This window comes from Mesorhizobium sp. WSM4308 (assembly GCF_002294905.1).
Classification (GTDB): domain Bacteria; phylum Pseudomonadota; class Alphaproteobacteria; order Rhizobiales; family Rhizobiaceae; genus Mesorhizobium.
The window spans coordinates 83,378-105,495 of the sequence record NZ_NSFW01000023.1; the positions used below are offsets into that span (position 1 = coordinate 83,378).

18 protein-coding genes are annotated in these 22,118 nt (G+C 63.7%); 2 read left to right on the top strand and 16 right to left on the bottom strand.

Going from position 1 to position 22,118, the window contains the following annotated elements:
- Positions 1–46 precede the first annotated feature (46 nt).
- Positions 47–1,192 carry an ROK family transcriptional regulator gene (locus CK227_RS32030; protein WP_179296117.1) on the top strand — a complete coding sequence of 382 codons (1,146 nt, stop codon included), beginning with the start codon at positions 47–49 and terminating at the stop codon, positions 1,190–1,192.
- A 51-nt stretch (positions 1,193–1,243) separates the two neighbouring features.
- Here the strand turns inward: CK227_RS32030 and CK227_RS32035 are convergent, their stop codons facing one another.
- The 3 genes from CK227_RS32035 to oiaX form a co-directional block, all read right to left on the bottom strand.
- Positions 1,244–1,675, bottom strand: coding sequence for an SgcJ/EcaC family oxidoreductase (locus CK227_RS32035; protein WP_095775558.1), 432 nt, complete (start codon positions 1,673–1,675; stop codon positions 1,244–1,246).
- Between the two features lie 128 nt (positions 1,676–1,803).
- The gene (locus tag CK227_RS32040; protein WP_095775509.1) at positions 1,804–3,138 is read right to left on the bottom strand and encodes a four-carbon acid sugar kinase family protein; all 1,335 of its coding nucleotides are present in this window, start codon (positions 3,136–3,138) and stop codon (positions 1,804–1,806) included.
- A 4-nt stretch (positions 3,139–3,142) separates the two neighbouring features.
- Positions 3,143–4,393, bottom strand: a complete 1,251-nt coding sequence (gene oiaX / locus CK227_RS32045) for a 3-oxo-isoapionate-4-phosphate decarboxylase OiaX (RefSeq protein WP_095775510.1) — start codon at positions 4,391–4,393, stop codon at positions 3,143–3,145.
- 187 nt (positions 4,394–4,580) lie between these two features.
- Here oiaX and CK227_RS32050 point away from each other — a divergent pair, with 187 nt between their 5' ends.
- Positions 4,581–5,294, top strand: a complete 714-nt coding sequence (locus CK227_RS32050; protein WP_095775511.1) for a transcriptional regulator NanR — start codon at positions 4,581–4,583, stop codon at positions 5,292–5,294.
- 6 nt (positions 5,295–5,300) lie between these two features.
- On the opposite strand, the gene CK227_RS32055 is transcribed toward CK227_RS32050, so the two are convergent.
- The 13 genes from CK227_RS32055 to CK227_RS32115 form a co-directional block, all read right to left on the bottom strand.
- Positions 5,301–7,139: a hypothetical protein gene (locus CK227_RS32055; protein ID WP_095775512.1), complete on the bottom strand. Its 1,839-nt coding sequence runs from the start codon at positions 7,137–7,139 to the stop codon at positions 5,301–5,303.
- Entirely contained in the window at positions 7,136–8,170 is a 1,035-nt protein-coding gene (locus tag CK227_RS32060; RefSeq protein WP_095775513.1) for a Gfo/Idh/MocA family oxidoreductase, read from the bottom strand. Before CK227_RS32060 ends, CK227_RS32055 begins: the two co-directional genes overlap by 4 nt.
- A 2-nt stretch (positions 8,171–8,172) precedes the next feature.
- On the bottom strand, positions 8,173–9,237 hold the full coding sequence (locus tag CK227_RS32065; protein ID WP_095775514.1) for an ABC transporter permease: 1,065 nt from the start codon (positions 9,235–9,237) through the stop codon (positions 8,173–8,175).
- Positions 9,230–10,801: a sugar ABC transporter ATP-binding protein gene (locus CK227_RS32070; protein WP_095775515.1), complete on the bottom strand. Its 1,572-nt coding sequence runs from the start codon at positions 10,799–10,801 to the stop codon at positions 9,230–9,232. Before CK227_RS32070 ends, CK227_RS32065 begins: the two co-directional genes overlap by 8 nt.
- Positions 10,798–11,463 carry a DUF2291 family protein gene (locus CK227_RS32075; RefSeq protein ID WP_095775516.1) on the bottom strand — a complete coding sequence of 222 codons (666 nt, stop codon included), beginning with the start codon at positions 11,461–11,463 and terminating at the stop codon, positions 10,798–10,800. Before CK227_RS32075 ends, CK227_RS32070 begins: the two co-directional genes overlap by 4 nt.
- A gap of 77 nt (positions 11,464–11,540) precedes the next feature.
- Entirely contained in the window at positions 11,541–12,482 is a 942-nt protein-coding gene (locus CK227_RS32080) for a D-ribose ABC transporter substrate-binding protein (RefSeq protein WP_095775517.1), read from the bottom strand.
- A 303-nt stretch (positions 12,483–12,785) separates the two neighbouring features.
- Positions 12,786–13,613, bottom strand: coding sequence for a phosphogluconate dehydrogenase C-terminal domain-containing protein (locus CK227_RS32085; RefSeq protein WP_095775518.1), 828 nt, complete (start codon positions 13,611–13,613; stop codon positions 12,786–12,788).
- A 106-nt stretch (positions 13,614–13,719) separates the two neighbouring features.
- Entirely contained in the window at positions 13,720–14,751 is a 1,032-nt protein-coding gene (locus tag CK227_RS32090) for an ABC transporter permease (protein ID WP_095775519.1), read from the bottom strand.
- Positions 14,748–17,231: an ATP-binding cassette domain-containing protein gene (locus CK227_RS32095; protein ID WP_095775520.1), complete on the bottom strand. Its 2,484-nt coding sequence runs from the start codon at positions 17,229–17,231 to the stop codon at positions 14,748–14,750. Before CK227_RS32095 ends, CK227_RS32090 begins: the two co-directional genes overlap by 4 nt.
- A gap of 67 nt (positions 17,232–17,298) precedes the next feature.
- Positions 17,299–18,321 carry an ABC transporter substrate-binding protein gene (locus CK227_RS32100; RefSeq protein ID WP_095775521.1) on the bottom strand — a complete coding sequence of 341 codons (1,023 nt, stop codon included), beginning with the start codon at positions 18,319–18,321 and terminating at the stop codon, positions 17,299–17,301.
- A 398-nt stretch (positions 18,322–18,719) separates the two neighbouring features.
- Positions 18,720–19,520, bottom strand: coding sequence for a FadR/GntR family transcriptional regulator (locus CK227_RS32105; protein ID WP_245318342.1), 801 nt, complete (start codon positions 19,518–19,520; stop codon positions 18,720–18,722).
- Positions 19,521–19,522: 2 nt separating this feature from the next.
- Positions 19,523–20,524 (bottom strand): ABC transporter permease, encoded by a 1,002-nt coding sequence (locus CK227_RS32110; RefSeq protein ID WP_095775523.1) that lies wholly within the window; start codon positions 20,522–20,524, stop codon positions 19,523–19,525.
- Positions 20,521–22,044 (bottom strand): sugar ABC transporter ATP-binding protein, encoded by a 1,524-nt coding sequence (locus tag CK227_RS32115; RefSeq protein ID WP_095775524.1) that lies wholly within the window; start codon positions 22,042–22,044, stop codon positions 20,521–20,523. Before CK227_RS32115 ends, CK227_RS32110 begins: the two co-directional genes overlap by 4 nt.
- Between the last annotated feature and the right edge of the window lie 74 nt (positions 22,045–22,118).

Genomic DNA, 22,118 nt, shown 5'->3' on the forward strand with positions numbered 1-22,118 from the left:
GCTTAGAACCTGGCTGATCGACAGGCCGTCCGCATCGCCGGAGAGCATGATTGTGCGCTGCCTGAGTGAACGCGGCGCCCTCTCGGCGTCGCAGATCGCACGCGTCACCGGCCTGGCGCGCTCGACGGTCTCAACCGCGCTCAATGGCTTGAGAAAATCGGGCATGGTGATCGAAGCCCCGACCAGTCGCGAGGGAATCAGAGCTATTGGCAGGCCAGCCGCGGCCGTGACGCTCAATCCGACAGCCGGTACCTGCGTCGGAATTCACCTCGGACTTCAGCAGATACGACTGATCGTTGCCGATGTCTCGCATTCCGTCATTGCCGAACAAACTATCCCCATGGCACTGGACTACCAACCGCAGCAGGCGGCCCAGATGGCCAAATCGGCAATTGCCCAATCTTACGAGGAAAATGGTCTGCCGATGGCGGGGCTCCTGGGGGTTGGGATTTCCGTCTCTGGTCCTGTCAGCCGCGATGGAGTGGTCCTGCGCGCCAGCATCGTTCCAACATGGGCTGGCGTCAACATACGAGATGTGTTCGGACCCGTGCTGGAGCGGCCGATCTTCGCCGACAACGAGAGCAACTGCTCGGCCATTGCGGAGCTGATGTGGGGCGCGGCAATCGGCCATGACGATTTCGTGCTGTTCAAGATCGATCTAGGTGTCGGTGGCGCCATTGTCCAGCATGGCCGGCTGGTGACGGGCATCGCCGGCGGCGCCGGCGAATTCGGGCACATCAGCATCGATCCCGGCGGCGATCTTTGTCGGTGCGGCAATCGCGGATGCCTGGAGCTCTATGCGAGTTTTGCCCGACCACTGGAACAGATTTCGCGTGTCATGCGGCGGCAGGTCACCATGGACGATGTCATCATGATGGCCAAGGAGGGCGACGTCAGGGCGTTGCGGATGATTGAGGATACCGCCGAGATCGCCGGCCGGGGTCTCGGCTTGATCGGCTCGGTGCTCAATCCGCCGCTCATCATCATCGGGGGCCAGATGGCGTTGGCGGGCGACATTCTGTTGACGCCGCTGATCGCGTCCTACGAACGCCACACGCTCATCAAGTCCCGCGATATCGCTCCGGCCCTGCGCACGCGAATAATCGTTGGCAAGCACACCGAGAACGATGCATTGCTGGGCGCGGTCGGACTCGTGCTGAGGCATCAGACGAAGGAACTGTCGCTCGGCTGATCAATCCAACAAACTGCCCCGCTACCCCATGCTGCGGGGAGGTGAGGAGGATCAACTCCTCGCGCTCGAAGGGGGAGCAGCTGCCCCTGGAACAATGTCGGTGTTTTGGGCCACCTTTATCCGCCAGCCCGACTGTTCTTCCTTCACAACCAAAAGCAGAATGCCTTTGCGTGTACCGGCCGGTGAGCCATCCGGAGCAAATGCACCGGTCAGGGTCCATGCATAATGTACCGATGCAAGGCCGGGAGCTAATTCAACAACCGACGAGACAAAACCCTCCAATCGGCTGTCACGAAACATCGTTTCATGCGTTGCGCGGTGCGCCCCCTCGATCTCGGCGCGATTCTTCCACCACATTCCCACGACATTGACGAAATTGGCCTCCTCGGAGAACAGCGCTGCGAAATCGTCCATATCGTGCCTGTTCCACGCATCGGCAAAGGCCGTCGCGATATCTTCAGGTTTGCTGACCAGCAGTGCCATGGCGAAAATCTCCTTGCATTTCTGCTGGCTTGCGGTTTCAAGCATAGCACGGTCGCTATCAATTACAGGTCCCGCCGCACGCTTCTTCCGTGGCTGCGAGACAGAACAGCCGTCGGACCTCCGCACAGTCAACTGCGAAGACCGTCACGGATGGACGAGAAATAGCGGTCGGTTCCTACCTGCCCGCCCTTCAGCGCAACCTCCAGCCCGTCAATCGCTTTGACGTGCGAATGAGCAACGCAAAGTGGGGAACCAGGCGAGGCGGGCAGAGGCATCCTGACGGTCAGCGCGTCGACGCCCATTTGTCCAAGCGCATGGCTTGACGTGTCACCGCCGGCAATGACCACGCGCCCCAAGCTCTGCTCGTCAGTCAATTGGCGCAGCAGCGCACCAAGGCCGCGGCCAAGCTTGTGGCGGGCGCCTTCCTGCCGGTCGATTTCGGCCCCCCTGTCGGCTGCAGGGCCAAGCGCGGTGTAGAGGATGACGCTTCGTCCGGCTCGCAGGCTGGCGCGGCCGCTTGCCGCCGCACGCGTGATCGCCTGCTGCGAAGCCTCCGAAACCAGTTCGACAGGATCGACCTCGATGCCGTCGAAGCCGTCGCTCAGGGCATGCCGGATCTGTCGTTCGGTGGTCGGCGAGCAACTGCCCGACACGACGGCGATCCGGTCGGCGGCGCCTGGCGGCGTGAAGCCTGGTCCGGCGCCGACGACGTCATTCGACGCCCATTCGGCCAGCAACGCATACTCGACGCCGGACGAACCGGCGACAAAAGAGCCGCCCGGCTTGCGCATACGCCAGATCTCTTTGCCCGCAAGGGCCTGGGTCTCCCGACTGTCGACGTCGACAAGCACGATGGCCGCGCCACGGTCCACGAAGCGATCGAATGCCTGCGACCGCTGCTCCGACTGCAGTGTCGCAAGGTCAATCAACCCCGACGTGAGATCCGTCTGCCGCGACAGATGGATCAGCAGGTCCGATTCATCCATCGGCGTCGTCGGGTGGCGGCTCATCACCGGATGGCGGTCGATGCGGAAATACTGGTCGCGATAGGCCGCGAACAGATGGCCGAAGGCGGTGTAGCGCTTGAGCTGCGGCGCGCCGACCAGCAGCGGCACGCTATCCTGTTTGAAGACCTCGCGGCCGATCTCGATCGCCCGGCCGATGCTGCCGATCGTCGGGCTGGAATCGAAGGTCGAACAGACCTTGTAGTGGCAGATTTCGGCTTTCAGCGTCTTCAGCCAGGCGAAGGCGTCGCGCAGATGCGTGTCCATCCAGTGCGGCGTCTCGCTGCGGCTGGTGCCGGCCAGCCCGACCGCCTGGCAATGCTTGAATTGGGCAAATAGAGCCTCGTCCGGCTGCCTCATGAACAGCACCGTCGGCACGCCGCCGAGCTCCAGCGCTTCCATGACGTCGGTCGAGCCGGTGAGGTCGTCGCCATAATAGCTGAGCAGCAGGTTATGCATGACCTCAGGCCGCCTTGCCGTCGCCGAACTTTTCGATCGACCGTGCCAGTTCGCGATGCTTCAGGGCGAAGTTCGCCAGCGGGACGCCCTCGACCGCCGCTTGCCAGGCTTGCTGGACGGCGCGCACGCCGGCGCCTGGCCCGTCCGGATGGCTGACGATGCCGCCGCCGCAGAGATAGAGCAGGTCGACCGTGCGGCCGGTTCGTTCGTAGGTCTCGGGCGCCTGCCCGCCCCACTGGCCGGAACCTGCGACCGGCAGCGCGCAATCATCAGGCGAAAAGATCGGCGTCGTCACTGCCTTGAAGGATTCGATGAAGGATGCATCCGGCTCCCAATATTTTGAAGCGATGCCGTTGATCTGGAACTGGTCGACGCCGAGCAATCGCCAGAACTGCTGCCAGACCTTGAAATCCATGCCGAGGCCGGGGTGGCGGGTGAGGATGTCCCAGCCGTTGCGATGGGCGTGCAGCACCAGGCTGGAGCGTTTCCTTAAGTAGGCCATGCCGCCGAAGCCGATGGAGTTGATGTTGATCACCGCGCAATTGCCGCCGGCCTTCGCCACCAGATCGTGGTTGCGCATCATCTCGTCCGGGTCGGCATGCGAGATGCCGAAGGCATACATCACCTTCTTGCCGGTCTTCTGCTCGTGGTCGAGGATCAGCGGCATGATCGCCTTCACCCGCTCGGCCAGCGGCGAGTAGGCCGGGCTCATCAGCTTTTCGTCGTCCTTGATGAAATCGACGCCGGCCTCGATCAATTCGCCGACCATCTCGGCTGTCTCATGCGGCCGCAGCCCCAGCGCCGGCTTGACGATGGTGCCGATGATCGGCCGTCCCACGATGCCGGTCAGCTTGCGGCTGCCGGCGACGCCGAACTGCGGGCCGGGATGGGCGCCGCGATAGTCATCAGGCAGCTGCATGTCGACGATGCGGATGCCCGACAGGCCCTTGATCGAATAGGTGCCACCGATGGCGATGGTCATCAGGGCCGAAAGGTCGGTGCCGATCGCGTCGAACGGGAATGCGATGTCGACATCGGCGCGCTTGAAAGGCCCCCCGCCGGCCTCGGGAATGGACGGTTGCTCCGCATCGGGCAGATGCCGGATCGCCAGCACTCGCGCCGCCACGCGGGCCTTCAGCTCCTCGGTCTCGCCGGGCAGAGCGACGAAGGTGCCGGTCGACTGGTCGCTGGCGATCTTGGCCGCCAGCGCCTCGATGTTGCCTGACGTTTCGATGCGATAGGTGAAGGTGATCATGGGGAGCCGGCCGGTCGAAAAGGGTCCGAAAAAAGTTTCGTCACGTCTGAAATCTGGTATAATGAGTACATAAGTATTGCAAGCAAATATCCCACTTCGCGCAACGGGGGCGGGCAAAGGTGCAGGCATTCCGGGAATCGCACCGGCAGTGCTAAACAGGAACCGGGCCAGGGAGTGATTCGTCACGATGAACCGTTCGGAGCCGATCGTCCGGCGCAAACTTTCCGACGAAGTCTTTGCAAGGCTGAAGCGGCTGATCACCAGCGGCGAGTTGCAGCCGGGCGACGACATGCCGTCGGAGCGCGAATTGATGGAGCGCTTCGAGGTTGGCCGGCCGGCCATCCGCGAGGCGATGCAGGCGCTGAGCAATATGGGCCTTGTCGCCATCTCGCATGGCGAGCGGGCCAAGGTGCTGCAGCTCACCGCCAAGTCGATCATCAAACAGGTCGACGGCGCAGCCAAGATCATCCTGTCGTCGTCGAAGGACACGCTCGAGCACCTCAAGACCGCGCGCATTTTCTTCGAGCGTGGCATGGTCAGGGAAGCCGCCGAGAAGGCCACCGTCGAGGATGTGCAGCGGCTCAAGGCAACCGTCGCCGAGCAGCGTGCCGCGCGAGGTGATTCCGAAGCCTTCATTTCCGCCGACATGAAATTCCACACCCAGATCGCGACGATATCGGGCAACCCGATCTATGTCGCCGTCAGCGAGGCGATGCTCGGCTGGCTGAAGGAATATCACACCGAAATGCTGATCTGGACCGGCAAGGAACAGTTCACGCTGACCGAGCACGAAGAGATCATCGGCCGCATCGAGAAGAAGGATGCCGATGGCGCCGAGAAGGCGATGATCAAGCATCTGGAGCGCTCGCGCGCCCTCTATGTGATGAATTCCGAAAAGTAATCTGATTCAGCCGATCCGCGCGATCGCGTAGGGTGCCATCACAAGATGGCCTCGGTCAAACTCCGAAAGGTCGACCGCCACGTCGCTTGCCGTCAGGTTCGTCAGCCATACGACTGTCTTGCCCGAGGGTGAACGCCCGGCCAACGCCATTACCCGGGTCTCATCGCTCGTTTTGGCCGTGACATGTTTAAGGCCAGCCAGTTCGCAAAGCCCCTTGATGGCCTGGAAGATCGGCCGGGGTGACCCTTCCGCAACGGGTTCCCCAGATCCCGCCAGCACGCCGAATGGCCCGGTGAATCCCGACAGCGTCAGCATCTCCAGGCCGGCCGGCGCGACCCGCGCGGCATAGCCGATCGTCCAGGCGGCGGCGAACTGGCCATTGTGGCGCGGATCGCGGTTCGCCATGGCGATGCGCTCTCCCCGCGGATTGTCCTTGGTGGCGCCGCCATAGGGGTTCTGCCGCATGGCAATGGTCGAGGGCCCGATCCGGTAGGGCCTGTCGCCGAAGATCGCCCGCGCCGACCGGGTGATGAACGGCAACGCCTCCAGCGACTGCATGACGCTGAGATCGTCGGCGGCATGCACGATCGGGCACGTGCAATGGCTGACGAAATCGAGCAGCCCGGCCGGGACGCGCTTGCGGTTGAGCTCGGTGAAATAACTGAACATGCCGCCGCCAAGACGGATATCCGGGAAGGCCCGGCGCGCGGCGGCGTAGACATCTTCCAGCGGCGGGCAGGGCGGCCAGGCGCTGCCTGGTGGTGTCGATTGCCGATCGACCGAAGGCGAGACCGTTATGGCATCGAGCCGCAGGCCCGCCCGGCGCACCAGGTCGATGATATCGGAGAGTTCGGCATCGAGATCGCCGCTGCAGGCGACCACGCATTCGAGCGTTGTGCGGGCGGGATAAGCCGCGGCGAGCCGGGCGAAAGAGCGCAAGGCATCGAGCCCATGGCCGCCCGTCGGATCGTAATGAAGCAGCAGTTGCTGCGGGCCGAGCGCCGACAGTGCTGGGAGGTTCGCCAGCGCTGTCTCGACATCGCCGGGATAGAGGATCACGCCGACATCCGGAAGCGCCGGACCGGGCTCGCCGAGCGTAACGCGGATCGGGCCAGATGGCTCGGTGGTGGCCGGCGTCTTGTCGTCGCCGGCAATGCGTAGGCTGATCGTCTGGCGGTTGGTTTCGCCGGCCGGCAATACATAGGGCCAGGGCAGCGCCAACGGCCGTACATAGGTCTTATAGGAAGCATCGGACCAGTTGCGCTGGTCCTCCATTTCGAAGACGTCGCCTTCCATACGGCATTGCGCGGTGACGCCGGGCCGCACTTCATGCGTGATGGCGCGCAAATCCTTGAAAGGCTGCCAGGGATCGATCAGATCAGGCAGTCTCGTCGCCACCACGCTGCCATCCGTGTGCTCGACCATTACGGGGCTGCCGGCGAGGCCGGCGATTGGATGCAGGATGCAGAAGCCGCAGCGGTTGGTCTCGAAATCACTTTCGGGCAGCGCGTTGACGTCGAAGACCAGCTGCCCATCAGAGGAGCCTTTGATGGTGGCGTGGAAGGCGAGCCGGCTTCCGCCAGGCCCGGTGCAGCTTGCCGCGTAGCTGACGGAGAAAGCATCGGCACCCTGATCGATAGTCAAGTCCGTCAGCGCTGGCTCATAGGTGCCCCAGTCGCGGTCACGAACGACATAGGCGATGGCACGCAGCACCTCCGCGCCGCCATGGCGTATTGTGCGCAGATTGCCGTTGACGAAATCGGCACTGAGCGGGCCGGCGATCAACCGGACCGGTTCGGTCTCCGCCGCGTGCGTGCCGCAAAGGAGGAAGCGATCCGTGGTCATTCCAGCAGGTCGTCGATCCGCACCGGTTGCCGGCTTGCGGCGCCGGTATAGGCAGCCTCGACCAGCGCGAATGTCTTGAGGTTGTCGGCGCCGGAGGTCGCCGGCCCCTTGCCTGATGCAATGCAGTCGACCCAGTGCCGCTGGATCGCCAGCACGCTTTCCTGAATGTTGTGCCATGGCCGCGAGGCCCAGGGCAGCAGCGGCGGCGAGACGTCTGTGACAGTGGTTCCGCTCTTGCCGGTGACGGTCAGCTGGTATCCCTGCGCCAGCCGGAGCGTGCCGTCGCTGCCGTCGATCTCGATCAACGTTTCGGGAAACGGCTCGACGGCAAGCCTGGTCGCATAGCTGCAATCGACCACCGAAATGGCGCCGTTCTTGTGATCCATCAGCATCGTGGCGACATCCTCGCCGGCGATGGCGGGATTGATGCGCGCGGTGCGCGCGGTGAGGCTCTTTACGTCGCCCAGCAGGAAACGGGCGATGTCGAGGATATGGATGCCGAGATCCTCGACGATGAAGCGTTTTCCCGTCGCCAGGTAGGGCTGGCCGGAAAACACGTCATAGGCCGAGCGGAAGGAGATACGCCCGAAGAAGGGCGTGCCAATTTCACGGCTGTCGAGCATGGCGCGCACAGCCTGGACCGGCGACTGCCAGCGGAAATTCTCATGCACCATCAGCGGCACGCCGGCCTCGGCGCAGGCCGCGACCATTGCCTTGGCGTCGGCCAGCGTCGGCGCGAAGGGCTTCTGGCAGATCACCGGGACGCGGTTGGCGGCCGCCATCTCGACCAGCGGCCGATGGCTGGCCACGGTGGTGGCAATGTCGACGAAGTCGAGCGTCTCGGCCGCGAACAGCGCGGCTGCATCGGTGTAGCGCCTTGCCACACCGAACTGGTCGCCGACGATCCTGAGCCGCTCCGGATCGCGGTCGCAAATGGCGACGATCGCGGCGCCCTCTATGTCGCGCCAGGCATGCATCTGGTTGACGGCGAAGAAGCCGCAGCCGATCAGCGCTCCGCTCAAAGTTGCCATGATCAGCCCACCTTTGCCATCTGCATCAGGGTGACACGCTGCTGAAGCCGGCGCTGCGCCTGATCGACGACGACGGCGACGATGATGACGAGGCCCTTGATCACCATCTGCCAGAACGAGCTCACCCCCATCATCACCAGCCCGTCCGACAGGATGCCGATGACGAAGGCGCCGACGATGGTGCCGCCGATCGTGCCGCGACCGCCCGACATCGAGGTGCCGCCAAGCACCGCCGCGGCGATGGCATTCAGTTCGAAGCTCTCGCCCGTCGCCGGATGCGAAGCCATCAGCTCCGACGAGATGATCAGGCCGACGATCGCCGCGCAGAAGCCCGAGAACATGTAGACGAACATCTTGACCATGTTGACGCGCACGCCCGAAATGCGTGCCGCGCGCTCGTTGCCGCCGACGGCGAAGATGTGGCGGCCAAGCGGCGTGTACCTGGCGAGATAGGCAGCACCCAGCGCCACCACGATCAGGATCCAGATCGAGACCGGCAAGCCGACGAGCCGACCCGCGCCGAGGAAGCCGAAGCCGGTGGTGCCGAGCTCCGGCTTGCCGACCAGATTGGGGAAGGTGCGGCCGTCGGACGACAGCAGGGCCAGGCCGCGCGCCACATAGAGCACGCCGAGCGTGGCGATGAACGGCGCGACATTGAGCCGGGTGATCAGCAGTCCGTTGACGGCGCCGATCAAAATGCCGACCGCCAGGGTGATCAATGCGATCTCCACCACGTTGAAATAGATGGTGTAGCCGATCTGCAGGTCGATGCCGTTGAGCACGAGATAGCCGGCCACCATGCCGCACAGGCCGACGATCGAACCGACCGAAAGATCGATGCCGCCGGTGATGATGACGAAGGTCATTCCCATGGCAAGGAAGGCGTTGAGCGCCACATGCTTGGCCATCAGGATCAGATTGGCGGCCGAGAGGAAGTTCGGCGCCGCGATGGAGAAGAACACCAGCACGGCAATCAGCGCGATGAAGGTCCTGAGCTTCATCAGCGTCAGCAGCGCGGAGCCGCTGGAGGCCGAGGAGTGAGTCGCCCTGGCCGGAATGTCAGTCATTAGCGTTGCTCTCCAAATTCTGGGGCAAGATGTGCGGGGCGGGTCCATGGCCGAGCGCCGATGCGGCGACAATCGCGGCTTCGCTCGCCTCGGCGCGATCGAACATGCCGGTCAGTTTGCCATTGCTCATCACCGCGATCCGGTCGGACAGCGCCATCACCTCGTCGAGATCGGAAGTGGCGAAGAGGATGCCGAGCCCATCGCGCGACAACTTGCGCATGGTGCGGAAGACATCCGCCTTGGCGCCGACATCGATGCCGCGGCTCGGCTCGTCCATCAACAGCACCTTCGGTTCAGTAAGGAGCGCCTTGCCGATCACCACCTTCTGCTGGTTGCCGCCTGAAAGCGACGAGACTTCCTGCGCCGGATCGCCGACCTTGATCGAAAGCTCGCGCACCATCTGCCTGACTCCCTGCCGCTCTGCGCCGCCTCGGATATGGAACAAGCGCACGAAGCGCGACAGGCTGGCCAGCGTCAGGTTGCTGGCAACGGATAAGATCGACACCAATCCCTCGCGTTGGCGATCTTCCGGAATCAGCGCCAGCCCGCGCCGTATGCGCCGCGTCGTGTCGCGTTCCCTGATATGTTTTCCGTCGATGAAGATCTCGCCGCTGGCATGGCCGTGGCGGCCCATGATGCAGTCGAACAGCTCGCTGCGCCCCGCGCCCATCAGGCCGTAAATGCCCAAAATCTCGCCGGCGCGCAGCGACAGCGAGACATGGTCGACCGCCAGTCCGCCGGTGACGCGCGGCAGGCAGATGTCCTCGGCTCGGAAGATCTCCTCGCCGGGAACATGGCCGTCGGCCTTGGCGAAATCCTTGGCGTCCGAGCCGATCATCTGCCGCACGATCCACTGCGTGTCGACGTTCTTCACCTCTTCCTGGCCGGTGATGCGGCCATCACGCAGCACGGTGATGTAATCGCCGATGCGGATCAGCTCCTCCAGCCGGTGCGAGATGTAGACGATCGCCACGCCGCGCGCCTTGAGGTCGGCGATCACCTTGAACAGGATCTCGACTTCCGCCGCACTGAGCGCCGAGGTCGGCTCGTCCATGATCAGGATGCGTGCGTCGAGCGAAACAGCCTTGGCGATCTCGACCAGCTGCTGCTGGCCGATGCGCAGATCCTCAACCAGCATGTCCGGCCGGATACCGGCTTCGAGCCGATCGAGGAATTCGCCGGCCCGCCGCTCCTGCGTCTTGCGGTCGATCTTGCGAAACCGGTTGGTGATCTCGCGCGTGGCGAAAATGTTCTCGGCGACCGTCATGTTGCCGAACAGGTTCAGCTCCTGGAACACCATGCCGATGCCGCGGGCCACGGCATCGCCGGAGGAGGAGAAGGAAACCTCGTTGCCGTCGAGCATGATGCGCCCGGCCGTCGGCTGCTCGACGCCTGCGATGATCTTCATCAGTGTCGATTTGCCGGCGCCGTTTTCGCCGACGAGCACATTGACCGCGCCCTTGCGCACCTCGAAATTGGCCTGCTTGACCGCGACGGTGCCAGCATAGACTTTCGAGACGTCTTCCAGCTTCAGGATGACGTCATGACCGAGCGCCGCGCTCATGGCTTGGGCCCGATCTCGGCCTCCGCCGGGGTCACCAACGGCAGGTCCTGGCCGCCTTCGATCGTGTAGGCGCCGAGCACCTTGGCGGTGCGGCCCTCCAGCGCTTCGCGCGGCAGCTTGGACAGCGCGGTCTTGTCGGCATAGGCATTGAACGCCTTGCCGAACTGGGCGAAGTCGATCTGGTTGGTGAAATCGTTGAACTGAACGAAATCGAGGCTGTCGCGCAGTGCGGTTCCGCGCATCGCCGGCCCGATCTGGACGCGCGCATCCGCCTTGCCGTCGCCGTCGACGTCGATATCCATCGTCGCCGCGCGCGACTGCGTGTTGGCGGCGACGATCTTGCCCTCGACGCGGACCGCGAAGGTCCATGGCGCATTCGCCTGCTTCTTGGGATTGCCGTATTTGGCGCCGGCCGCCGCCGGATCGGTCTTCGCCAGAGCATGGACCTCGGCAAATGCCCCGGCCTTCCCTTGCAAATAGGGGATGACCTTCGAAGTCCAGATATCCTCGACCATCTTGTCCGGGTTAAAGCCGGACGCGTTGCCTGCAACCCCTTGCGCCGATGGCGTCGGCAGGATCTTGCAGGCGCTGAGGCCGATGCCGGCGACCAGCGCGAGGATCGGCCAAGTTGCCTTAATCGGCCGGATCGGCTTACTGAGCATGGCGGTCAAAGCTTCCCATTGAAATGGAGGCGAGGGACGAACCAAGGTTCGCCCCTCGCTGTTTGCGTTGCGCCGGCTCAGTTCTTCAGCGCGAAGGTTTCCAGCTTGGCGGCATTGTCGCCATTGATGAGCACGCAGTCCATCAGCTGCTTTTCCTTCTCGGGCGACTTCTTGTTCTTGATGAAGTCGTTGGCCTGCTCGACCGCCATCTGCGCTTGGGCGTAGGCCGGCTGCAGCACCGTCGCCTTGATGCCGCCTGACGTGATGGAGTCGCGCACGTCATTGGAGCCGTCGAAGCCGACGACGATGACATCCTTGCGGTTCGCCGCAGCGAGCGCCGCATTGGCGCCCATCGCCATCGTGTCGTTGCCGGAGATCACGCCCTTGATATCGGGATTGGCCTGGAGGATCGATTCCATCTTGGAATAGGCCTCGGTCTGGCTCCAGTTGGCCGACTGCTGCGCCACCATCTTGAGGTCCGGATAGTCGTCGATGACGTCGTGATAGCCCTTGGAGCGGATGCCGGCATTGGTGTCGGATTCCTTGCCCACCAATTCGACGAAGTTACCCTTCTCGCCCATCAGCTTGACGAATTCCTGCGCGCCCAGTTGGGCTCCCTGGTAGTTGTTCGAGACGATCTGCGCCACGGCGACGCCGGTGGCATTGATCTCGCGGTCGATCAGGAAGGAGGGGATGCCGGCGTCCTTGGCCTTCTGCACCGCAGCGACGGTGGCGTCGGCGCCGGCATTGTCGAGGATGATGGCCTTGGCGCCGCGTCCGATCGCGGTGTCGATCAGCTCGGACTGCTTGTTGGCGTCATCGTCATGCACCAGCACCAGCGCTTCGTAGCCGAGTTCCTTGGCCTTTGCCTCGGCGCCGACGGCTTCCGCCTTGAAGAACGGATTGTCGTGCGAGGGGGTGATGATCGCGATCAGGTCGGCCGCGAAGGCCGGCGCAGCCGTGCCCAGTGCCAGTACGCCGGCGAAAGCCGCAAGTGTCATTCTGCGAGTAAGTTTCACTAAGTCCTCCCGTTAAGAACATGGGCCTCGACCAGTCGAGGCCACTGTCTTCATTTGAAATCGTCAGACAGGGCGGGGCAAAACGCCGCCTGGATCGGCAAAGCCGTTTGCCGGCTTTTCGACCGAACCGATTTTCGCGCCCGTCCCCGCCATCCTCCGCTCGTTCCGATGCCTCCTCCCAGCGGAGAAGGATCAGTCCCGAGTGCGTCAGCAGCTTAGCCAACTGGTATAATGAGTCAACCACTAATTCAGATGATCTGTATCTAACCGCGCACCTTGCTGCGGCGAAGGGAAATGCGCGCCTCAGGTGATGCGCTGGATGCTGGCGGCGATTTCCTCCGGCTCGAAGACGCGCTTCCAGTCATCGCGCATCAGCACCGGCTTGCCGAACTCGATGGCCTTGTTGCAGGCATCGGAGAACACGCCCTTGGTCTCGCCGAAGATGACGGCGCCGAGCACATTCATGTGGCCGAGCAGGAAATCGAGCGCGGCCTGCCGGTCGACGCCGCGCGCCACGACCTCGTCGAGCGCTTCCTTCATGACGACGAGCAGCGAAGCGCAAACTGTCTCCGAAAGGCCGGGCTCCAGCAGCGCCATATGCTCGACCGTGACCCGGTGCGAGCGCATCACCGGCGCCCAGATGATCTGCGCGATCTTCTCACCCTTGGCGTAGTCTTCCTCTGGCCCCTGCATCAGGGCGCTGACGAAATGCTGCTTGGCCTTGACGCCGCCGAAGAAGTCCTTCTTGGCGGCCATGTCGGTCTCGTCGTTGAAGATCGGCGGATGGCAGGGGTGGGTCACGAAATAGGTAAGGTCGGGACGATCAGGCAGATGGCCGGCGAAAGGGGCCGCCGCATCGAGCACGATCACCATCGTGCCGGACGAAAGCTTGCTTTCGATGCTGGCGGCGACCTTGCCTATATGCGTGTCCGGCACCGCCAGGATCACGACTTCGGCGTCCTTAAGCGCCTCGTCGGCGTCGACCGCATCGAAGCCCAGACCGGTTTTCAGCCGCTCCTTGCCGGCCTCGCTGATCTCGACATGGCGGATCGTGTAGTCCGATCCGCGAAAATTGGTCGACAGGCGGTAGCCCATTTTCCCGCCCGCACCAAACAGCGCAATCGTTGTCATCTGGCCTTGCTCCTTGAATTCTGGACGATCGTCGCGCGATCGTCATCTTATATACTGGTATGATCACTCTACCATAATTTGGCAAGCGGAATTGTCGGCCTGCTGGTCACTCCGGCAACGACGCGGCCGCCTTTGCCTGCGTCTTCGGCGTCGCTCCATCTGCAGGCTCGGTAGTGGTGCGCCGCGCCAATGCCTGTCGGCCGGCAAGCGCCAGGACAAAGATGACGACGATGCCCTGGACGATGTCCTGGGCGCCGGGCGGCAGCCCGATAATCTGCATGGTCGTCACGATCAGGATGAGCAGGATGCTGGCGCACAGGGTGCCGAGCGCGGTCGCCGAGCCGCCGAAGATCAGCGTGCCGCCGAGCACCACGGCGGCGATCGACTGCAACAGATAGGGCTGGCCCATTTCGAGGAAGGCGCCGCCGATATAGGCGCCGAGCAGCAGGCCGTCGAGCGAGGCCAGCACCGACGAGATGATGAAGGCCGCTGCGATCACCCGGCCATTGCTGATGGCGGCGAGCCGGGCGGCCGCGCGGTTCTGGCCGACCGCCGACAGGAGCTGCCCGAACACGGTGTAGCGCAGCACGAAGGAAGCCGCCGCTACGCCGAGGATGGCGATGATGGCCATGATTGGGACGCCCGAGATGCGGCCCGTCGCCAGATCCTTGAGCGCCGGGCTGACGGCAAAGCCGGGGATTGCCTTGTTCGACAGCAGCGTCGCGGTCGCCAGTACATAGCCGGTGGCGAGCGTCGCGATGATCGCCGGAATGCCGAGGCCGACGACCAGCAGCGAATTGAGCAACCCGACCGCGAGGCCGAGCAGGACGGCAGCCGTGACGCCAATAGCAAGGTTGGCATCCTGGCCCTTGATGGTGAGCAGCGCGACGAAGGCGCTGAGCGTGATGACCGAGGCGACGGAAAGATCGATATTGCCGCGCCCGGTGGTGACGACGAACATCTGGCCGATACCGACGACGGTCAGGAACGAGGCCGACAGCACGATGCCCGACAGGCTGGACAGGCTGAACCGGTTGGTGACCACGGAGAGCACGAGCCAGAGCAGGAGCACGCCGATCGCTGCCCAGATCCAGCGGTTTTTCTGGGCCCAAACAGTGAAGGCGGACAGCGCGTTCATTGTTCGCTCCTGCGGTCCGCGGTCAGGCCGCGCAACGTCAGGAGCGCGATCAGGATCAGCCCTTGCGTCGCGGCGTTGAAGTCGCTGCTGACATTGAGCGTGCCGAGCAGTGCGCCGATCAGCGACAGCGTCACCGCGCCGGCGATGGCGCCAACCGGCGAGACGATGCCGCCGAGCAGCGAGCAGCCGCCCATCACCACGGCGGCGACGCTGAGCAGCGTGAACGAATTGCCGGAGTTGATGTCGCTCGCCGTGTTGATCGCCGTCAGCGACAGGCCGGCGGCCGCCGCGAACAGCCCGGCGATGAGATAGCGCACCAGCGCGTAACGTGTTGGCGACCAGCCCGAGCGGATCATTGCCGTCGGATTGTTGCCGAAGCCTCGCAGCACCACGCCGAGTGGCAACCGGTCGATCGTCAAGACCACCAGGGCAACAGCCGCGATGAGGATGATCGATGTCGGCAGGAAGTCGAGCGACCAGCCGAACAGCGCCGTAAGCCATTCAGGGCTGGCGCCGCCTGGCGTCGGCTGCAGCGCATAGCCCAGCCCCACCCAGATGAAGGAGGCGCCGAGCGTGACGACGATAGCTGGGATCTTGCGTGCCTGGATCAACCCGCCGAGCCCGGCATACACGGCCACCGCCGCCAAAACAGCCAGCGCACCGAGCCATGGCTGGTCGTAGAGCAGCGTCGCGCTGAGCACGCTGATCAGCCCGGCGAACGAGCCGACGCCGAGATCGATTTCGCTGCCGCCGACGATGAACATCTGTGCCGCCGTCACCAGCACCAGCGACAGCGCTGGCATCAGCAGCAGATCGAGGCCGAAGATCGAGGCGACCGCCGGATTGGCCGAGATCATCACCGCCAGCACGGCGGCGAGGCCGATGAAGGGGGCTGCGTTCACCAGCCTGCGGACAAGCCCGGCGGCGCCGGCCTTGGCCTGCGCGGCGTCGATGCGCTTGTCCGCCTGTTGGACGAAAGACGCCCCGACGATCGCCGCTTCGGTGATCGCCTCACCGGTCAGTTCCTTGACGATCCGGCCGCCGGCAAAGATCAGCACGCGGTCGCAGGCCAGCAATTCGGCGTCCTCGGTCGTGTGCCAGACGAGTGTCCGCCCGCCGCGTGCGATGTCGTTGCAGAGCCGGTAGAAATCTTGCTTGGTGGCGATGTCGACGCCGCGCGTCGGATCGTCGAGCAGGATGATCGGCGTATCGGCGACGAGCGCGCGGGCAACCAGCGCCTTCTGCTGATTGCCGCCGCTCAGCTCCAATATGTTGGACCCGAAGCGATTTTCGTCGAGCCGCAGCCGACCTGCGGCGTCGGCCGCGGCCTCGCGGTTGTGGCGATCCGAGACCAGGCCCAAGGACGGGCGGCGCGCAAGGCTGCCGATGGAGATGTTGCCGAGCACGCTCCCCAGCGGGAACACGCCTTCCTTCTGTCGGTCGCCGGCAATGAAGCCGGCCTCGCCGGTTCTCGTGACGGCGGCATCCTTTGCTGGATTGGGCTTGAAGATGGCATGCAGCAGCTCCTTCTGGCCGCTGCCCTCGAGCCCCGCCAGCCCGACGATCTCACCGCGCGCGATCTCGATGTCGCGGCCGAGTTCGGATGTCAGCGACCCGGACAGCCGCACCAATGCGCCCCCGGTGCTGGCGACGATGGCGCCATGCTGGTGGATCGAGTTGGCGTCGCCGCCCATCAACTGCACCAGCTTGCTGAACGACGTATCCGCCACGTCGCCGCGCCAGGCCGTGCGTCCGTTGCGCAGCACGACAACCTGCGCGGCGATGTCGATGATTTCCTGCAGCTTGTGGCTGATGAAGATGAAGGCGAGGCCAGCCTTGGCTCGCTCGCGGATGAAGGCCCTTAACTGCCTGGAGCGATCGAGATCAAGCGAGGAGGTCGGCTCGTCGAGAACGATGAGCCTGACGCCGGGCGTGGCGGCGGCGCGTGCGATCTCGACCATCTGCCGTTCGGCGATGGAGAGTTGGCCGACTTCCGCGTCCACATCGATGCCATTGCCGGGGAATACGGCATCCAGCGCCGCGCGTGCACGGCCCAGGTAAAGCTTCCGCCAGCCGGGCCGGCTTGTCGCGTCCTGTGGCGTCTCCAGAAAGAAGTTCTCGGCCACGGAGAGGTTGGCACACAGCGACAGTTCCTGATGCACCATGCGGATGCCGCGCCCTTGCGCTTCCGCCGTGTCGTAGTCGGCGAAGCTCAGCGTCTGGCCGGCGAACGAGATCGAGCCGAGGGTCGGCCGCATCGTGCCGCAAAGAATGCGCATCAGCGTCGATTTGCCAGCGCCGTTGCCGCCGACGAGTCCGATGATCTCGCCGGCCGAAACGGCGAGGTCGATCTCGGCGTTCGCCAGCGTCGGCCCGAAGCTCTTGGTGATCTGTGAAAGCGAGACGATTTCCTGCCGGATCGAAGCGGCGGGTGCCATGGCGGCTGCACGCTTCTGATCGGCAACGGCAAGGTGGGACATTCGTCCTCCGTTTCTTCACGGCCAGGGATCGGGCGCTTTCGGCGTCCGATCCCTTATTCTGGTCGGGTTACTTGCTCAGCAGGTTCTGCTTGACCCAGTCGAGCGAATAGCTGGGGCTGATGATCTGGCCGGCCGGCAGCTTGGCGTATTCCTTGAGGTTGCTGGCATCGACGGTTGCGACGGGCATGATCATCATCTTGGGCGCCTTGGCGCCCTTGAGCAGGGAGAGGCCGAGCCAGAAAGCGGCGCCGCCAATGCCAGGCGTGGTGTTCATCGAGACGGTCTGGTAGCCGTTCTTGGCGTTCTCGTCGGCCCACCATTTGACGAAGTCGGTACCGCCGCCGCCCTCGATGATCGGCATCTTGTCCTTGTACTCGCCGCCATACTGGACGAAGGCCTGAGCGATGCCGACATCGTCACTGCCGCCCTGGCCGAGCACCGCATCGACATGCGGCAGCGAGGGCAGCACATTGGCGATCGCCGCTTGCGCCACCGAGGCCGTCGCCTGGCCATAGACGGTCGCGGCAACCTTGATGTCCGGATATTTCGCCAGGACCGACTGCTGCGCGTTGAACATGTCATTGTCGGGCGCCGAGCCCTTCACGCCACGAACCTGGATGACGTTGCCCTTGCCGCCGAGCATCTTGAACACGGCTTCGGCCTGGGTCGCCTTGTAGCCCTTGAAGTCGAAATTGAGCTGGTAGTTGCAGGGTGCCGAGGCGACTGAATCGAAGGAGACGACGATGATGCCGGCCTTGCAGGCTTTTTCGATGATGCCGTTGACCGCGGTTTCCGAGGCGGCGTCGACGGCGAGCACGTCGACCTTCTTGAGGATCAGTTCGGCGATCTGACTGTTTTGCTGCGCCACCGAGCCGTCGCCGTTCATGACGATGTAGTCGGCGATCTGTCCGGCGGCCTTGGCTTCCTTGGCCGAAGCCTCGAACGCTTCCACCATCTGGTGGCGCCAGGTGTTGCCGTAATAGGCATTGGTCAGCGCGATGACCGGCTTGTCCGACGACGCCATTGCCGGCAGCGTCACAACACTGATCAGCGCGGCGCTGGCCAGCGCCGCCACGATTGAACGTTTCATTGTATCTCCTCCCAGAAAGACCATAGGACGCAGCGCATCTACTGAGGATCACGCTATGTCAGGTACATATTATACCAGCATACCAAATAGACAAGCGCTTTGCTGCCTGCTGGGGTTCGGAGGCTGAAAAGCGTAAGGCCCACCAATTTCGTCGAATTGGCATGTCGTCTGGTCAGAGAATCCCAGATCCCGAGGGTCAGGTCGGAACTTCCTCCCATGCGAAACGTCCGCTTTCGCCATCCCGAAGTCGCGAAGCTCTCATTCGGCTTGCGTCGTCAGGCCATGGCTTGAACAGCGGCTGCGGCCATGATCGAACCGCGCCAGACCGGCGCCAAGCGACGGAACCATTTCGGCGGACAGGTCGCCATTTCGAATTTCAATGGTGCGGGTCATCAACCTCAGATGGGATCGGCATTGGCGGTGGGGACGCGCTGTTGGTGGCGGCCCTTGCGGGCGATAGCGAGAAGGTCGTTCGAGGCGATGCCGATCAGCGCTTTCATCTGGTCGTGAGCGTCGTCGACCCTACGCATGCGGATTGCTTCCAGCACATCGCCATGGGCGCTGAGCGTCTGCTGATAATTGGCGGTGGCCGATGTGGTCAGTCGGAAAGAGAAGCTGAGTGCGGCTGCCAGCATATTGCCGAGATTGGCGAAAACCGGGTTGCGGCTGGCGCGCAGGATAGCGGTATGAAAGCGGACATCGGCATCGAGACAGGCCGCGAGGTCGTCCTCCGGCGCAATGCGCATGGCCTCGTAGGCGGCTTCGATCACCGCGAGATCGCCCGAGGTCGCCATCCTGGCCGCAAGCTGGGCGGCAGCCGGCTCGATGACCAGCCGCGCCTCGATCAAGCCGCGGACGAAATCGAGATCAGGCTCGATATCGCGCATCCATTCGAGGACCTGCGCGTCAAGCCTGTTCCATTCGCTCGACGCGCGCACACGCGTGCCAGCCCGCTTGCGCGCCTCGATCAGTCCCTTGGCCGAAAGTGTCAGCAGCGCATCGCGTAGCGCCGTGCGGCTGGCGCCGTAGATGACGCACAGTTCAGCCTCCGTCGGCAGGACCGCGTGCTGCGCGTAGGTGCCGGCGAGAATGCGCTGTCCGAGATCGCGCGCGATGCGATCCTTCAGGGACAAATTGGCGCCATCCCCGGCAGGAAGGTCCTGCTTGCCTTGATCGCTTGCAGCGGTCGCCGCGTCCATCGTCATGTCCTGTTCAAGTGGTACTCGGCAATGACCACAGCAAGGATCAGCAGTGAGCCTTTTGCAAGCAATTGATAGAAGGTCGGCACGGACGTCAGTATCATTCCGTTGTTGAGCACGCCAATGATGGCGACGCCGAGCAGCGCGCCGACAATCGTACCCTTGCCGCCCTGCAAGGCACAGCCACCCAGCACGGCCGCGGTGATAGCCTCGAGTTCCAGGCCCTGGGATCCGGATACGGGCTGACCCGAACCGGTACGGGCAGCCAGCAGGATCCCGGCCAATCCGGCGGCAACACCGCTCATGATGTAGATGCCGACGCGGTAGCGGTTGATGTTGATGCCGGAGAAGCGGGCGACAACGGCATTGCCGCCGAGCGCATAGATGTTGCGGCCGACAATCGAACGCGCGAGGAAGAGGTGGAATGCGATCGCCGTCAGCACCAGAATCCAGACCAGCAACGGCAGGCCGAGGATGCGTCCAATGCCTATGAACCGGAACGTGTCGCTGAAGATTGCGATCGACTGGCCGTCGGACATGATGAAGGCAATGCCGCGAAAGATCGCCATGGTGCCGAGCGTGGCAATGACCGCGTTGACTCGCCCATAGGTGATGATGATGCCGTTGACCAGACCGGCAAGACCACCAAGCATCAGGCCGGCAACGATGCCGGCCGCCGGCGACCCGGTCGCCTGGATGGCCATTGCCGTCGAGACCGTGGTCAGACCGACGGTGGCGCCGACGGCGATATCGAGACCGCCGCCGACGATGACTACGGTTTGGCTCATTGCCAGCACGCCGAGAATGGTGATGCCGAGACCGATGTTGAGCAGGTTCCGGCTGGAGAAGAACACATCACCGCGTAGCGAACCGAAGATGACAACGAGAATGGCGAGCGCCACCAGAAGGCTGATGTTGTGAACGCCAAGGCGCTCCACAAGGCGCGCGGAAGCGCCCCTGGCATCGGTCTGCGCTTTCGATGCGCGAAGCTCGAGGCTGTTCATTGAATGTGGTCTCCGGGCGCTGGTGCGGATTGCGGCATGGCGTGTTTGAGGATCGTCGCTTCGTCGATGTCGGGGCGGGACAATTCGGCCGTGATGCGGCCGCCTGCCATGACAAGAACCCTGTCGGCGAGACCGATCAGTTCCGGCATTTCCGAGGAAATCAGGATGATGCCAATGCCGCTTGCCGCGAGTTCATCGATCAGCCGATAGATTTCCGCCTTGGCGCCGATATCGATGCCGCGCGTCGGTTCGTCGAGAATGAGCAGCATCGGCTGCCGGGCAAGCCAGCGCGCCAGAACGACCTTCTGCTGATTGCCGCCCGACAGTTTCGAAACCTGCTCGTCGAGGTTGGGTGCCTTGATCGACATCTTGGCTGCCAGCGGCGAGACAATCTCCAGTGCCTTGCGCCGGTTGAAGAAGCCGAAGCTCGACGTCTTGTCGGGCACGCAAAGCGAAGCGTTGTCGAGAATGCTTCTGAACAGGAGCAACGCCTCGTGCTTGCGGTCTTCGGGAGCAAAACCGATGCCCGCGACGATTGCCGCATGCGGACTGTTGGGGAGAACGGGCACGCCATTCATGGCTATGGTGCCGGCGATGCGCTGGTCATAGCCGACAATCGCCTTTGCCAGTTCGGAGCGGCCCGCACCCATGAGGCCGGCGATGCCAAGCACTTCGCCGCGACGAACCCTGAGGCTGACATCGCTGACGCGGTCGGTGGTCAATCCCGCCACGTCCAGCAATTGTTCGCCGGACCGCCAGGTCTCGCGGGTGAACAGATCGGCGATGTTGCGGCCGACCATGAGCTTGGCGATGGTCTGCTCGCTGGCGCCGGCCGCCGGCGAATCGTCGACCAGCCTGCCGTCACGTAAAACGACAATGCGGTCGGCAAGGTCGATGATCTCGTTCAGCCGGTGCGAGATGTATATGATCGACGTGCCTTCCTCGCGCAGCCGGCGGATGACGGAAAACAGGCGACGCGCTTCGTCATCGGTCAGTGACGAGGTCGGCTCATCGAAGGCGATCAGCCGGCCGCCGGCACGGATGGCGCGCATGATCTCGATCATCTGGCGTTGTGCCGGGCCGAGCGTGCCGCAGAGTTGGCGTGGCCGCATGTCCTGCTGCATGCCGAAGGTCGCAAGCACCCGGTCGGTCTGCTCCTCCAGTTTGCGCCAGTCGAGCAGGACGCCTGCCAGGCGCGGCAATTCGCCGACGAAAATATTCTCGGCCACCGTCAGGTTCGGCACGATCTCCGGCTCCTGATGGATGACGCGGATTCCGGCCCGGTGGCTGTCGCGCGGTTCGCCGAAAACGATCGGCGTCGCGCCGTGCCGCACAGTGCCGTTGTCGGGCCCGAAGACGCCCTCGAGAATGCGCATCATCGTCGATTTGCCTGCCCCGTTCTCGCCGACCAGAGCGAGCACCTCGCCTGGTCGGAAGGCAATCGAGACGTTGTCGAGCGCCTGCACGACGCCGAAGCGTTTCGATATGCCATCGAGCGAGAAGAAGTCCGATTGCGTCAAAGCTCACTCCCGAGGATCGATCCGTGTTCGGTGGCATCGCAGCCAGCGAACCTGCCAACTGGAAGCGTCATGCG

What these genes read in the sequence shown, in the direction of transcription:
- CK227_RS32030 (WP_179296117.1), top strand. Translation starts at nt 47, where the DNA reads ATGATTGTGCGCTGCCTGAGTGAACGCGGCGCCCTCTCGGCGTCGCAG.
- CK227_RS32035 (WP_095775558.1), bottom strand. Translation starts at nt 1,675, where the DNA reads ATGGCACTGCTGGTCAGCAAACCTGAAGATATCGCGACGGCCTTTGCC.
- CK227_RS32040 (WP_095775509.1), bottom strand. Translation starts at nt 3,138, where the DNA reads ATGCATAACCTGCTGCTCAGCTATTATGGCGACGACCTCACCGGCTCG.
- oiaX (WP_095775510.1), bottom strand. Translation starts at nt 4,393, where the DNA reads ATGATCACCTTCACCTATCGCATCGAAACGTCAGGCAACATCGAGGCG.
- CK227_RS32050 (WP_095775511.1), top strand. Translation starts at nt 4,581, where the DNA reads ATGAACCGTTCGGAGCCGATCGTCCGGCGCAAACTTTCCGACGAAGTC.
- CK227_RS32055 (WP_095775512.1), bottom strand. Translation starts at nt 7,139, where the DNA reads ATGACCACGGATCGCTTCCTCCTTTGCGGCACGCACGCGGCGGAGACC.
- CK227_RS32060 (WP_095775513.1), bottom strand. Translation starts at nt 8,170, where the DNA reads ATGGCAACTTTGAGCGGAGCGCTGATCGGCTGCGGCTTCTTCGCCGTC.
- CK227_RS32065 (WP_095775514.1), bottom strand. Translation starts at nt 9,237, where the DNA reads ATGACTGACATTCCGGCCAGGGCGACTCACTCCTCGGCCTCCAGCGGC.
- CK227_RS32070 (WP_095775515.1), bottom strand. Translation starts at nt 10,801, where the DNA reads ATGAGCGCGGCGCTCGGTCATGACGTCATCCTGAAGCTGGAAGACGTC.
- CK227_RS32075 (WP_095775516.1), bottom strand. Translation starts at nt 11,463, where the DNA reads ATGCTCAGTAAGCCGATCCGGCCGATTAAGGCAACTTGGCCGATCCTC.
- CK227_RS32085 (WP_095775518.1), bottom strand. Translation starts at nt 13,613, where the DNA reads ATGACAACGATTGCGCTGTTTGGTGCGGGCGGGAAAATGGGCTACCGC.
- CK227_RS32090 (WP_095775519.1), bottom strand. Translation starts at nt 14,751, where the DNA reads ATGAACGCGCTGTCCGCCTTCACTGTTTGGGCCCAGAAAAACCGCTGG.
- CK227_RS32095 (WP_095775520.1), bottom strand. Translation starts at nt 17,231, where the DNA reads ATGTCCCACCTTGCCGTTGCCGATCAGAAGCGTGCAGCCGCCATGGCA.
- CK227_RS32100 (WP_095775521.1), bottom strand. Translation starts at nt 18,321, where the DNA reads ATGAAACGTTCAATCGTGGCGGCGCTGGCCAGCGCCGCGCTGATCAGT.
- CK227_RS32105 (WP_245318342.1), bottom strand. Translation starts at nt 19,520, where the DNA reads ATGGACGCGGCGACCGCTGCAAGCGATCAAGGCAAGCAGGACCTTCCT.
- CK227_RS32110 (WP_095775523.1), bottom strand. Translation starts at nt 20,524, where the DNA reads ATGAACAGCCTCGAGCTTCGCGCATCGAAAGCGCAGACCGATGCCAGG.